The sequence below is a fragment of the Oscillospiraceae bacterium genome (assembly GCA_015065085.1).
Lineage (GTDB): Bacteria > Bacillota > Clostridia > Oscillospirales > SIG627 > SIG627.
Genome location: SVQW01000003.1, coordinates 1 through 13,269 on the forward strand (window position 1 = coordinate 1; position 13,269 = coordinate 13,269).

The following is a 13,269-nucleotide window of genomic DNA, read 5'->3' on the forward strand; positions in this document are numbered from 1 at the left end:
TTGTCTCTTTCGTTGTTCAATTTTCAAGGTCCGAATTCGTCTCCGCTTTCTTGCGGCGACTTGATTATTATATCACACTTTTTTTCGTTTGTCAATACTTTTTTGAAAAATTTTCAAAAAAATTTTTGACTTTCCTTTAAGCGTAATATCTTTTTTTACCCTCTTCCGAGGGGCTCTCTCTCGAGTGCTTGATTATTATAGCACAACGATTTCGTTTTGTCAATACCTTTTTTCGATTTTTTTGTCATTTTTCGATTATTTGATAAAACCAACAGAAATGGATATTATATTACAAAGGTTTTATACAATTATTACCCAAACAACATAGGGGGCAAAACATGGCAACCATCTGCATAAGACTTCTGATAATATATTTTGTAACAATAATATGTCTGCGTATAATGGGGAAACGCCAAATCGGCGAGCTCGAAATATCAGAGCTGGTGACCACCATTTTTATATCAGAACTCGCCGCAGCTCCTATCAGCGATGCCGGCACGCCTCTGCTTCACGGAATAATTCCTACCCTGTTATTGTTGTGCCTTGAAATTGTTCTTTCTTTCCTGGCAGTAAAAAGCAATTATTTCAAAAACCTGCTGGGGAAAAACCCCACATTCCTCATTGTCAACGGCAAAGTGGACCAAAAGGGCATGCAAAAAGTACGGCTCACTATCAACGAGCTTATGACCGAACTTCGCTTAAAAGATGTCAGCGACCCTTCGCAAGTCAATTATGCCATAATGGAACCAAACGGAAAAATAAGCATTGCTTTAAAATCTCAATTTCAAAATGCAACCCCGGAGGATCTTAAAATAAAAACCGAAGAAAAAGGGATTCACCATCTCATCATTTCCGACGGTGCAATTAACTTCAGCGCGCTGAGCGCCGCACGAAAAAGTCAGAAATGGTTACTGTCCTACCTTGAAAAAAAGAAGATCAAGCCAAATAAAGTATTCATGATGACAGTAAACGATGCCGATGAAACTTTTATCGTGATGAGGGAAAAAATATGAAGTCATTTTACACGGCTTGTGCAATACTTCTGATGTTATTAACAGCAGTAACTGTCATCTCTTCCAATACCGCAAAGGAGCTCGAGAGCTTTTACACCGCTATATCCGGTTTGCCCGCCACTCCGCCAAGCAGACCGGGCGACCGCACTCAAACACCCGAGCACTTATTGCACAAATGGGAAAGAGTCAAGTCATTCCTCTCTTTAACCACACACCGTGCAGAAATAATGCGCGCAGAACCCGAGTTATATAATATAAATGTATACTTTCACTCGGATACCATAGCCGAGTACAAAGCGGCACGCGAGCGGTTGCTTTGTGTCGTTCGTGCATTACTGGATACAGAACAACTGTGGTGGAGAAACATATTTTAGCATATAAACGCAAAAATGCTCCGCAATCGCGGAGCATTATTGTTGCGGCTGATGCCGATTAGTTCATTGCGTTGAGCTTTCTTGTGAACAAGCTCTTTCTTCTTGCGGCAGTATTTTTGTGCATGTGACCGTTAGCAACTGCCTGGTCAATAGACTTAACCGCCTGCTTGTAGGTCTGAACTGCCAGCTCTTTATTGCCTTCTGCAAGAGCCTTTTCGTACTTTTTAATGGTAGTTTTGAGTTCAGAAATAGTCATTTTATTCTGCAATGTTTTCTTAGCGGCTACGAGAACACGCTTTTTTGCGGACTTAATGTTCGGCAAGGAATTCACCTCCTAAATATAACAGATAGAATATCATGTAATATAATAACACATATTTTGAAAAATTTCAATACTTTTTTGAGAATTTACAAAAAAAAATATTAAAAACTTTCCCGCATGTCAATAATCCTTCCAAGAAGGAGTGATTTTTCTGATAAATATACGTACAGATATGGCATACGAAGTACACCAAAACATACTTGCATCAGGCAAAGGCAAGCCCGACGGTATAATAATGGAAGAGTTTTCCGACGATGGCATAATGGCAACAACAATACAAATCACAAATGAATCCGGTGAAAAAGCGTCCGGCAAGCCGAAAGGAAAATATATAACGGTAAAAACCGAACGGGATTTTACACCCAAACATTTCAGAATGTATTCAGAATTCCTGGCGCGTCGTATACGCGAGCTTTTGCCGTCGGATGCAGAAAACATACTCATCGCAGGGCTGGGAAATCGCTTTATAACGGCAGACTCAGTGGGGCCCAAGGCGATTTCGCACGTTATCGTGACGCGTCACATACGTTCTATCTGCCCCACAATATACCGCGACCTTTCACTCAGCGAGGTGGCGGCGCTGGCACCAGGAGTTTTATCGCAGACAGGAATAGAAAGCGGAGATATTATAAAAAGTATAATCGATGATATAAAGCCATCCTGTCTGATAGTGATTGACGCTCTTGCTTCACGTTCGCTTTCCCATCTTTCGTGCATGATACAGCTTTCTGATCACGGCATCGAACCCGGCTCGGGCGTTAATAATGCACGTCTGGCGTTGACCGAGGAAAAAATGGGGGTTCCTGTTATCTCCATCGGAGTGCCGACAGTTGTTGATATATCCGAAACTGCACCCGATATGGCACGAAAGCTGGGAATAGTATACGACAACCAGAAAGGTAATGGTTTGGAATGCTTCATAACGCTCAAAGAGAGCGACATGATAACCGACAACATGGCAAAGCTTATCGGATATTCGATAAACCTCGCCTTGCACACCGCCCTCACCTACGAAGAAATGCTGTCGATGTGTTCATAAAATCTCAGGAAACGCATATATTTTAACAAGTCCAAACAAAAGGAGACATACAAATGAGTAAACGAATATTGTCCGCGGTATCATTGTTTGCAATAATACCGCTTGTTATATTTTCTATGATATTTCCGTTGGCGGTGTTGTCGTTTTCCATTCTGAGAATAGACACGTTAGCGTTACGACTTCCTCACGAGACACCCGAAAACTCATCGGAAGAGCTGATCGACACCGCTTTTTTGCAGATACCGTCAAACGGGAGCTATCCCATGGGTGATTACATAACGGCGCTTATGCCTACGGACTGCGAAAAACTGACTGCCTTACCGCAAATCGCACTTATAAACGATTTATTGCCCGAGGATGCCAAAGAAATATTTCCAACCGACTTATCCCAAAACGGAAGTCCTCTGATAAATGACACAGACTTCAAGGTTGATATAGAAAACTCTATTTCAGCATTCGCCCCAACCAAGAAAACCGGAAACGATCCTTTGGTGCTGGTGCTTCACACTCACGCAACCGAAAGCTTCACAACGCCCGAAGAAAGCTACCGCATCATAAACTCCGACGGAACACAAAGCTGTTATTATTCTCCGTCACACACCACCACAAGAAGCATTGATAACACCAAAAACGTGGTTCACCTGGGAAAGCTTTTTTCAGAAAAGCTAAACACTCTGGGAATACCTACCCTGCACTGTACAGCGCAACACGACAACCCCAATTATAACAAATCCTACGCTAATGCACGCGAAACAATCAAAGGGTATCTGGAGAAATACCCATCCATAGAATATATTGTAGATTTACATCGTGATTCCATCATCAGAAGCGGCGGTGAAAAAATAAAACCGGTATGCACAATCGAGGATGAAAGCACCGCGCAAATAATGCTGGTGATGGGAAGCGGTGACAATCATCCGGATTGGCGCAAAAATCTTTCGCTCGCTTTAAAGTTCAAAACCACTGCCGATATTATGTACCCCGGCTTTTCACGTCCGGTTTACCTGCGTACGTGGAGCTTCAATCAGGAGCTTTGTCCGGGTGCGGTCATTTTGGAAGTGGGCTCCTGTGCAAACTCATTAAGCGAGGCAGAAAGTGCCGCAATACACGCAGCTGAAGTTTTCGCCCGGGCAATAATGCAATAGCCGAAAAGAAATTTTCTCGGCGGCATTAGTTCGACTTTTTTCGGCTATAACATATTGACAAAAAAATGAATTTATGCTAAAATTGTAAAATTGTGAGGGAGTAGCAAGCGCAAGTCGCAGTAAGTCAACACACTGACCTTTCGGTCTGGCTTACTTTAATATGCGAGACTCATTAATGGGCGACTGTGCGTGTAGTCTGTCAGCTTTCTGCGGGCACGGTAAAACGTGCCCTTTTTTGGAGGAAAAATGGAACTGAATTTTATCTTCTTCTTCAACAGTGCTCTTTTGGGAATCGGTCTTGCTATGGATGCGTTCTCCGTATCTCTCGCAAACGGGCTTAACGAGCCCTGTATGAAGCACCGCAAGGCATTGGGAATAGCCGCAGTTTTTGCTTTTTTTCAGGCATTGATGCCCCTTATCGGCTGGTGCTGCATACATACCATCGCACAGCACTTCAAGGCATTTGAAAAGCTAATCCCATGGATAGCATTGATACTGCTGTGCTTTATCGGCGGTAAAATGCTGTATGAGGGAATCAAGTGCAACGACGGTTGCTGTGAATGCTGTTGCAAGAGTCTGGGATTAGGCGCGCTTTTAATTCAAGGTGTTGCAACATCCATTGACGCCTTATCCGTCGGATTTACAATAGCGGATTATGATTTGTTTTCCGCATTGGTTGCCGCAGGAATAATATCTGCCGTAACATTTGCCATTTGTACCGCAGGTATATTCATAGGAAGAAAAGTGGGTACGGCGCTTTCTGACAAAGCAGGAATATTCGGCGGTGCAATTCTTATAATAATCGGACTGGAAATTTTTATAACAAGTTGGTTTTGATTAAAAATCGGTGGTGTTCAGAAGAACACCACCGATTTTTTAAAACAATGTGTAGTCGCTGTATTCACGTGCCGTTGTAATGATTTTATTAATTCTGTGGCAAAGTCCCGATTTTGAAATGGGTTTTTTAAAAAGCTTGCAAAGCTCGGATAATGTAAGCTCGGGGTTTTCCTCACGAAGCTTTGCGGTCTCCTTAAGGCTTTCGGGCAAGGATTCAAAAACACCCTGCTCGCGAAGATAAGCTATTGCCGAAAGTGATATCGCCGCCGCATCAATAGTCTTATTGAGATTTGCGGATTCAAAATTGCTCACGCGGTTAATGTTATTGATAATTCCTTTTTCAATCCGCGTTTCTATAACATCGTATGCGAAATTCTCTGCTCCCAAAAGCATAAGAAAATCCTCAATACTCTCACTGCCCTTGCAGTAAAGAACATAGTACGAGCGCCTCGTTGTTTTCTTTATGTCAATCCCCGCCTCTTCCAGAAGAGAAAACAGCTCACCGCTTAAAGTCATACGGCTGGTTGAAAATTCAAGATGATAACTTTTCTGAGGCGAATGAATGTTTCCGCACGCTACAAAAACACCCCGTAAAAAATACTGACGACAATCAGCATCCGGCCTTTTTTTAATGCGGTAAACCGAAACATCCTCAGATGTATAACCGAAATTATCGGTTATTTTTTTTATGTCTTCAGCCTTGTCGACAGAAATAGTATAACAAAGCCCATCACCCTTTTTGCGCTCCGTGATTTTTATGTCAGCGTCAAAGCAATTTATCAGGACATAGGCACACACTTCCAGAATATTACTGTTCTCACATTTGAGTATTATTCTTTCAAAGCCGAATTCCCCCGAAAAAAGCAATATGCCATACAAAAAGAATTTTGCCTTTTCGTAGTTGGACTCAGCCTTGAATTCCTCCCAGGACTTTTCGCACAAAAAATTCTTCACCTGTTGAGAATAAGTCATCAGCATATATATCTGACCTCACATTCCAGCTCAACAGAAAAATTCTTATACACTTCATTTTTTACATACTCAATCAGCTTGAGAATATCATCGGTGGTGGCATTGCCTGTATTTATAATAAATCCCGCATGCTTTTCAGAAACCTGTGCACCACCTATGGCATATCCCTTAAGTCCGCAATCGCTTATCAGCTTACCCGCAAAATTATTTGGCGGACGCTTGAATATACTTCCCGCACTGGGGTACTCAAGAGGCTGTTTATCGCGGCGTTTGAACATATTCTCATCCATTTTAGCTTTTATTTCGCGGGCATCTCCCTGCTTCAAGCGCATGGAACACTCAACTATTATTCTGTCACTGTCAACATAAGCACTATGGCGATAAGAAAAATCATGTTCTTCCTTAGCGATGGTGTGCACGGTTCCGTCTTTTGCAACATATGTGCTGGTTTCCACGACCTGCGCCATTTCTCCGTCATATGCGCCGGCATTCATATACACCGCGCCGCCCAGAGTCCCCGGAATACCGTAGGCAAACTCAAGACCGCTGAGCGAGTTTTTATACGCCGTTCCCGCAATACCGGTTATACCCGCTCCGCACAATGCGGTTATGACATCATCACGGACCTCAACATTTTTCATAGCTGTTGTAAAAACAACACTGCCGTCATACCCGTTTTGAGGGAAGAGCACATTCGAGCCGTTGCCCAGAACGCAGTACTTCGAGTCGCCAAGAATCTGAATAACCTTTGCCATGTCCTCCACAGTTTTCGGAAACACACCAATCCGGCAAGGGCCGCCCGTTTTGAACGAGGTATAATCACTCATAAGAATATTTTCTTTTATAATTCCGCTGTATTGAAATTCCTTTTGCAAAATTTCAGTCAAATTATTCAAAAGGTACCTCCGGTTAAAACTATATTCCCAGCATTGCCGCGCCTATGATTCCCGCATCGTTGCCAAGCTGTGCAATAACAATTTTTGTATCGGGAACGTTTTCGGCGGAATACTGTTCGCGGTAAACTATTTCCTTTACAGGGTCCAAAAGATAATCGCCTTCATTGCATACACCGCCGCCTATACTGAGCACCTCGGGCTGGAATATGTTTACGATGTTTGTAAGACCGCAGCCCAGCATTTTTATATACTCATCAACTACTTCTTTTCCCGCCTTGTCGCCTGCGCGGGCCGCCTTGAACGCGGTTTTTCCGCTTATCTTTTCAATATTTCCTTCGCACATATCCCACATAACGGTATTCTTGGTTTCCAGCATTTTTTCTTTTGTGGTAAGTATAAGTCCCGTAGCACTGCTGTAAGTTTCCCAGCATCCGCGTCTTCCGCAGGTGCACTGACGTCCGCCCTGAACAATAACAATATGTCCCAGCTCACCTCCGGCGCAGTTAAAGCCGGTATAAACCTTTTTGTCAATAATTATACCGCCTCCGACACCCGTACCGAGCGTTATCATAACGGAGCACTTACTGCCTGCCGCCGCACCAACCTCTGCCTCGCCCTTTGCCGCCGCATTGGCATCATTGGCAATATATACCTTTTCAATGTTAATGTACTTTTTCAAAATTTCCACAATCGGGAAAAAGCTGAACGGAAGATTGTTGGCGTACTCTACTCTGCCCGCCTCATTGTTGGCAATACCGGGAGTGGATATTCCGCAGAATGCAATATCCGATACCTTAAGACCGGCTTCATCTATAACCTTGTGGCACAGCATAGCCATATCCTTAACTATTTCCTCGGGGGCACGCTTAGCCAGCGTGGGAGTAGATGCCTTTTTGATAATTTTGTTATCGCTCACAACACCAACTGCGATGTTGGTTCCGCCTAAATCAATTCCAAGTGTATACATAATTATATTCTCCTCAAATAATATTTATTATCAACGATTAATGTCACTATCGCTTATGCCCATAAGCTTTTTATTGAATTCCACTGCGGTATTATATCCCATCTTTTTCTGACGGTTGTTCATAGCGGCTATTTCAAATATAATCGCCAGATTTCGGCCGGGCTTCACAGGGATGGTAATGCTGGGAACCTGAATTCCCATTATCTCAGTATATTCCGTATCCATTCCCAAGCGATCATAGAATTTACCATCAACCCAGTTTTCGAGATTTATAACAAGGTCAATTTTTTCAGTCATTTTTACGGCACCCATACCGAATATACGTCTTACATCCACTATTCCTATACCGCGAAGTTCAACGTAGTGACGAATTATTTCCGGTGCGGATCCTACCAGGGTTTTTGCCGAAACCTTTTTTATTTCCACTGCATCGTCCGCTATAAGTCGATGACCGCGTTTCACAAGTTCAATAGCAGTTTCACTCTTACCGACTCCGCTGTCGCCAAGTATCAGAATACCCTCACCGTACACCTCCACAAGTACACCATGTCGTGTGATGCGGGGAGCAAGCTGAATATTAAGATATGCAATATACGCCGCCATAAAAGCCGTGGAACGTTCCTGTGTTTTCAATATGGGACAGCCGTATTTTTTTGCCGCTTCCACAACATACGGAAAAACCTCAAGAGCGCTGGTAAAAATCAAGCAAACAGGTTTTGCGGCAAAAAAAGCTTCAAACATTTGCCGGCGTTTTTCTTCAGGCTGGTCAAGTACATACTCGTACTCAGTCAGACCGATTATTTGGGTACGTTCATTATCGAATCGATCGAAAAAGCCCGATAGCGGAAGTCCCGGACGGTTGACGTCGTTCTTGAGTATCTTGACTGACTTACCGTTTTCGGGAAGATATACCTCTTCCAGTGCGAATTCTTTAATTATTTGCTCCAGTGTCACAAAGTATTGTTCATTTTCCATACGATCACCTCACTATATATGTGAAAAGCAGATGCCCGTATTGCAGCTTTATTTATATAACGGTGCACCGTGCTTTCGTATTGCGAAAATATGAAAACCAAATTTCCGCTTACATACAAAACCATTTATATAATTATACATCAAATATATAAATTTTTCAACATTTTTGATTAAATTAACAAAAAAATAAAAGCAGTCCGTCGGACTGCTTTTATTCTTATCTGATGTAAATTATCTTCTCTTCTTGATGGAGAGAGCTGCACCTGCAGAAGCTGCCATAGTGATAAGAGCAGCAATCATGCCTGCATCAGCGGTAACAGGAGCGGTAGCTCCGGTAGCACCGGTGGAAGTTGCAGGAGTGTTGGAGGTTGCGGGAGTGGTAGTGGTGCTGGTGGTTGCAGAGCCTGCAGCAGCTGCACCGGTAGCAGAAGTAGCGCTGATGCGCAGACCGTTGTTACCGCAGAGATCTTCATCTGCAACAGAGCCCTTACCAAGAATAGCTACGCCCCAGCTGAGCCAGCCGTTGTAGCCGTCTTCTTCGTTATCAGCCATAACACGTGCGATGGTAGCACCGAAGAGGTCGCCAACCTTAACGCCGCCTTCTACACCGAGGGATTCCCAAGGAATAGCGATTTCGTAGGTGGTGAAGCCCTTGTCGCGCTTAACATTGTACTTAGCGCCGGAAACAGGCTCGCCTTCGCATACAGGGCTGAAGAATGCCCAGGAAGAAAGGGTGTTACCTTCGCCGCTTACGAGACCGAAAGACATATTGGTGTAATCTTCACTCCAGGGATTCTGGAGATCGTCGTTAACGTCAACGCCCTGAGGGTCAAAGCCCATCTGTACAACGTCACCGTTCCAAAGTGAACCTTCACTTGCGGCAAGTGCATGATAAGTATCGGGCAGATACATACCTACGTAGTAGTAGTTAGCATCCCAACGGAGCCACAGGTCAAACCAGATGTTTTCCTCATCTTCTTCAACGCCGTGAGCATCGCGGTACTCTGTGGTAGCCTGCTCGGGAGTAACCTTAACGGTGGGCTTGCCCCATTCAGCTTCGGTGATAACACCGTCGATCTTGGGAGCGGTAGTGAACTGGAGTACTTCAACTTCTTCGTTAGGTATTTCAGCATTTACAACCATAGCCATGGAGCAAAGCATCATAACTGCGAGAAGTACAGCTAAGAGTTTTTTCATTTCGTTTTCTCCTTAAAAAATATTTTGATAGCAACCTATCATTGTGAATATGATACTACAAAAATGAATTATTGTCAAGTGAATTTTGTAATTTTTGAAGGCGAAAAAAGTCAAAATCGTTTTTTTCGTGTTTTTCGCCAAAACAGTTTTGCTTTTTTGTGCATTATATCAAAAAGCGCATCCGATACAAAAAGCAGGCTGAGGGTTCAGCCTGCTTTTTAATAAGTCAATTCAATTATTTTCTTTTCTTAAAGGTAAGAACTGCGCCTGCGGATGCTGCCATGGTTGCGATGATGCCGATGATGCCGGCGTCAGCAGTCTGGGGTGCGGAAGCAGTACCTGCGGGAGCGGTAGTTGTAGATGTAGCGGGAGCAGTTGCACCAACTGCGGGAGTAGCGCTGAGAAGCAAACCGTTGGAACCGGAAGCAATCTCTTCGTCTACGATATTCTTACCAAGAATACCTGTACCCCAGGTAATCCAACCGTTGCAGGGGTCATCCTCATCACCGTCGGACATAACACGTGCGATGGTAGCGCCGTAAACGTCGCCGACCTTAACGCCGTTTTCCACGCCGATAGCGGTCCACGGAATAGCAAGCTCGTAGGTGGTGTAAATGCCGTTGCGCTTGATGTTGTACTTAGCGCCTTCAACCTGGCCACCTGCGGAAGGACCGTACCAAGCCCAGGAAGAAAGTGTGTTACCCTCACCGCTTACAAGGCCGAAAGCCATGTTGGTGTAGTTATCACTCCAGGGCTCCATAACGTCTTCATTAGCAAAAGGACCTTCGGGGTCAAAGCCCATCTGTACAACGTCGCCGTTCCAGAGATTAGTTTCACTTGCGGGGAGGTAGTGGGTGGTATCGGGCAGATACATACCGATGTAGTAGTAGTTAGCGTCCCAACGCAGCCACAGGTCAAACCAGATGTTTTCCTCAGCTTCTTCAACGCCGTCCTGGTCAACATAGTCTGTTGTCTTCTGGTCGGGCTGAACTCTTACGGTGGGCTTGCCCCATTCAGCTTCGGTGATAACACCGTCGATCTTGGGAGCGGTGGTGAACTGAAGCAGTTCAACTACTTCATAGTCTCTTTCCGCATTTACGAAAACTACCAGTGTGGACAGCATCATAACTGCGAGAACAACTGCTAAAAATCTTTTCATTTCTGTGTCTCCTTCAATATTTTGTTTTTGATAGTGTTGTTGCACTGTATACATAATAACATATAGCATTCAAAATGTCAAGTGATTTTTTTAACTTTTAAGCTTGAATCAAGCCGACAATTATATTTTTGTATATCTGCACCAAAAACGCGAATTAATTTTGTATATATTGGCAATGCTTGTAAAAGATATTGACAAACCGGGGCAAAACAATTATAATTGATGTACAGTACAAAGGAAAGAGGAACACTGTATGCTCTATGACGTAAATCTTCACAGCATGCTGATTAAAGAAGAATATTCCGCTCTCATAAAACCCTTGCGCGAAAAAATCTCTATGCTGGGGCAAATGGTAAAAAATGCGAAAATACCCGTAATCATTATTTTTGAGGGCTGGGGAGCCTCAGGAAAAGGAAGCTTTATTTCTGATATAATCGAAAATCTTGACCCCAGAAATTTCAAAGTCCACTCCATTGATGCACCGACAGACACAGAAAAGCGTATGCCTCCGCTCTGGCGTTTCTGGCAACGAATTCCCTCGGATGGTCAGATTGCGCTTTTCGACCGAAGCTGGTATTATGACGTTTCCGTCGGAAAGGTCGAAACCAACGGCGATGACGAGACAACGCATGAATACCTCAACAACATTCGCCTTTTCGAGCGTCAGCTCGCCGATAACGGTTACCTGATAATAAAGCTCTTTTTACACATCGGCAAAGAGGAGCAAGCCAAACGTTTCACCAAGCTGAAAAAAGACCCCGCCACCGCCTGGCGCGTAACAGAACGAGATATAAAACGCCACAAAAAATACGAAACTCATTTTGAAGCATTTGACAATATGCTTACACGCACCGACACATCTTATGCTCACTGGACGGTAGTGGAAGCAAATGACAGAAAATTTGCCAGAGTTAAAATATTTAACACCATAATTTCCGAAGTAGAAGCCGCAATAGAGCGCAAGAAGCTTCCCCTCGATGCCTCGGAGGAAATTCCGGCACCGGTGTACAGCCTTGTGCATGCTCCAAAGCTTGAAGAATATTCTTTGGACAAAAGCATCGACCCCGATGATTACAAGGAAATTCTGAAAAAAGAGCAAAAAAAGCTGAGAACGCTTCATAACATCATATATCAACGTAAAATACCCATCATAATTGTATATGAGGGCTGGGATGCCGCAGGAAAAGGCGGAAACATCAAGCGCATAACTCAAGCACTTGATCCCAGAGGCTTTGAGGTGGTGCCCGTAGCCGCACCGAATTCCGCGGAGCTTGCCCATCACTATATGTGGCGTTTCTGGAACAATCTGCCCAAAACGGGTCATATCCAGATATTCGACCGTTCCTGGTACGGCAGGGTAATGGTAGAAAGAATTGAGAAAATCACTCCCCCTTCACTGTGGCGCATAGCCTACAACGAAATCTGTGAATTTGAAAAATATCTTCACGACTGGGGTGCCATTATTGTAAAGTTCTGGATTCACATCGACAAGGAAGAACAGCTCAGGCGCTTCACCGAGCGTCAGAACGTCCCCGAAAAGAACTGGAAAATAACCGACGAGGACTGGAGAAACCGTGAAAAATGGGATATGTACGAAACGTGCTGTAACGATATGCTCAAATACACTTCCACGGATTTTGCCCCCTGGACGGTAATAGAATCAAATGACAAGAAGTTTGCCCGAATAAAAGCAATAAAAACACTGATAAACGCCATTGAAAACAGACTTGACAGAGAGGATAACATATTCTGATGAACTACAAAGAACTTTACGACACACTCCCCAATATAGAATGGGTCGACCTTTCCGACCCCGCCACCAAGGATGACATTGCCTCCGTGAAAGCTCAGCTGGGTGTATACCTGCCGGAAGACTTATATAACTTCTACCTGGAATCCGACGGAGACGGATGTGCAATATTCCCGGTAACTCGCCTCATTTCTGAAAACCGTGACATCCGAAAGCTGGCCGAAGGTGTTTACATGCCTCTTGACTGCCTGCTGTTCTTCGGTGACAACGGCTGCGGAGATTACTTCGGCTACCCAATTATAGGCGGAGAAGTCGAAGAAAACCGCATTTTCATGTGGAATCATGACACCGACGAACGTCTTTATATCTGCAACACTCTGGAAGAATTCATAAACCTTTACTACGGTGACGAAGCCACAGGCGACGAAGCATTGGGAAAAAGAATGTAACGCAAAACAAAAAGCAGTTGATACCCCGTCAGTGCTGACGGGGTATCATTTTTTCAGAAGTAAAACAAAAACAATACGCATCCATGTCGTAAAGCTCACGTCACAATCTATCGCACAACAACAAATTGCATTAAAAAAATCGGCTTTGAATATGCGAAGTGTCCTTAAGGACAG

At 44.0% G+C, this 13,269-nt stretch carries 14 protein-coding genes; 7 read left to right on the plus strand and 7 right to left on the minus strand.

Features of this window, described 5'->3' with window-relative positions:
- Positions 1 to 338 precede the first annotated feature (338 nt).
- A complete protein-coding gene (locus E7588_03720; GenBank protein MBE6688372.1) occupies positions 339 to 1,013 on the plus strand; it encodes a DUF421 domain-containing protein in 675 nt (224 codons plus the stop codon).
- Positions 1,010 to 1,387 (plus strand): hypothetical protein, encoded by a 378-nt coding sequence (locus E7588_03725; protein MBE6688373.1) that lies wholly within the window; start codon positions 1,010 to 1,012, stop codon positions 1,385 to 1,387. Before E7588_03720 ends, E7588_03725 begins: the two co-directional genes overlap by 4 nt.
- A gap of 58 nt (positions 1,388 to 1,445) precedes the next feature.
- Here E7588_03725 and E7588_03730 read toward each other — a convergent pair whose 3' ends face one another.
- Positions 1,446 to 1,709, minus strand: coding sequence for a 30S ribosomal protein S20 (locus E7588_03730; GenBank protein MBE6688374.1), 264 nt, complete (start codon positions 1,707 to 1,709; stop codon positions 1,446 to 1,448).
- A 172-nt stretch (positions 1,710 to 1,881) separates the two neighbouring features.
- Between E7588_03730 and E7588_03735 the strand changes: the two genes are divergently transcribed.
- The 3 genes from E7588_03735 (at position 1,882) to E7588_03745 (ending at position 4,730) form a co-directional block, all read left to right on the plus strand.
- Positions 1,882 to 2,748 (plus strand): GPR endopeptidase, encoded by an 867-nt coding sequence (locus E7588_03735; GenBank protein ID MBE6688375.1) that lies wholly within the window; start codon positions 1,882 to 1,884, stop codon positions 2,746 to 2,748.
- A gap of 53 nt (positions 2,749 to 2,801) precedes the next feature.
- A complete protein-coding gene (locus E7588_03740; GenBank protein ID MBE6688376.1) occupies positions 2,802 to 3,893 on the plus strand; it encodes a hypothetical protein in 1,092 nt (363 codons plus the stop codon).
- 246 nt (positions 3,894 to 4,139) lie between these two features.
- Positions 4,140 to 4,730, plus strand: coding sequence for a manganese efflux pump (locus tag E7588_03745; GenBank protein ID MBE6688377.1), 591 nt, complete (start codon positions 4,140 to 4,142; stop codon positions 4,728 to 4,730).
- Positions 4,731 to 4,769: 39 nt separating this feature from the next.
- On the opposite strand, the gene whiA is transcribed toward E7588_03745, so the two are convergent.
- The 6 genes from whiA to E7588_03775 form a co-directional block, all read right to left on the minus strand.
- Entirely contained in the window at positions 4,770 to 5,708 is a 939-nt protein-coding gene (gene whiA, locus E7588_03750) for a DNA-binding protein WhiA (protein ID MBE6688378.1), read from the minus strand.
- The gene (gene murB, locus E7588_03755) at positions 5,702 to 6,529 is read right to left on the minus strand and encodes a UDP-N-acetylmuramate dehydrogenase (GenBank protein MBE6688379.1); all 828 of its coding nucleotides are present in this window, start codon (positions 6,527 to 6,529) and stop codon (positions 5,702 to 5,704) included. The genes whiA and murB overlap by 7 nt, the downstream gene beginning before the upstream one ends.
- 88 nt (positions 6,530 to 6,617) lie before the next feature.
- Positions 6,618 to 7,565 carry an ROK family protein gene (locus tag E7588_03760; protein MBE6688380.1) on the minus strand — a complete coding sequence of 316 codons (948 nt, stop codon included), beginning with the start codon at positions 7,563 to 7,565 and terminating at the stop codon, positions 6,618 to 6,620.
- Positions 7,566 to 7,595: 30 nt separating this feature from the next.
- Complete coding sequence (hprK, locus tag E7588_03765; protein MBE6688381.1) at positions 7,596 to 8,540, minus strand: HPr(Ser) kinase/phosphatase; 945 nt, start codon at positions 8,538 to 8,540, stop codon at positions 7,596 to 7,598.
- A gap of 231 nt (positions 8,541 to 8,771) precedes the next feature.
- Entirely contained in the window at positions 8,772 to 9,737 is a 966-nt protein-coding gene (locus tag E7588_03770) for a hypothetical protein (GenBank protein MBE6688382.1), read from the minus strand.
- A gap of 235 nt (positions 9,738 to 9,972) precedes the next feature.
- Entirely contained in the window at positions 9,973 to 10,896 is a 924-nt protein-coding gene (locus tag E7588_03775; protein MBE6688383.1) for a hypothetical protein, read from the minus strand.
- 253 nt (positions 10,897 to 11,149) lie between these two features.
- Between E7588_03775 and pap the strand changes: the two genes are divergently transcribed.
- Positions 11,150 to 12,649, plus strand: a complete 1,500-nt coding sequence (gene pap / locus E7588_03780) for a polyphosphate:AMP phosphotransferase (GenBank protein ID MBE6688384.1) — start codon at positions 11,150 to 11,152, stop codon at positions 12,647 to 12,649.
- Positions 12,649 to 13,095 carry an SMI1/KNR4 family protein gene (locus E7588_03785; GenBank protein MBE6688385.1) on the plus strand — a complete coding sequence of 149 codons (447 nt, stop codon included), beginning with the start codon at positions 12,649 to 12,651 and terminating at the stop codon, positions 13,093 to 13,095. Before pap ends, E7588_03785 begins: the two co-directional genes overlap by 1 nt.
- Positions 13,096 to 13,269 lie beyond the last annotated feature (174 nt).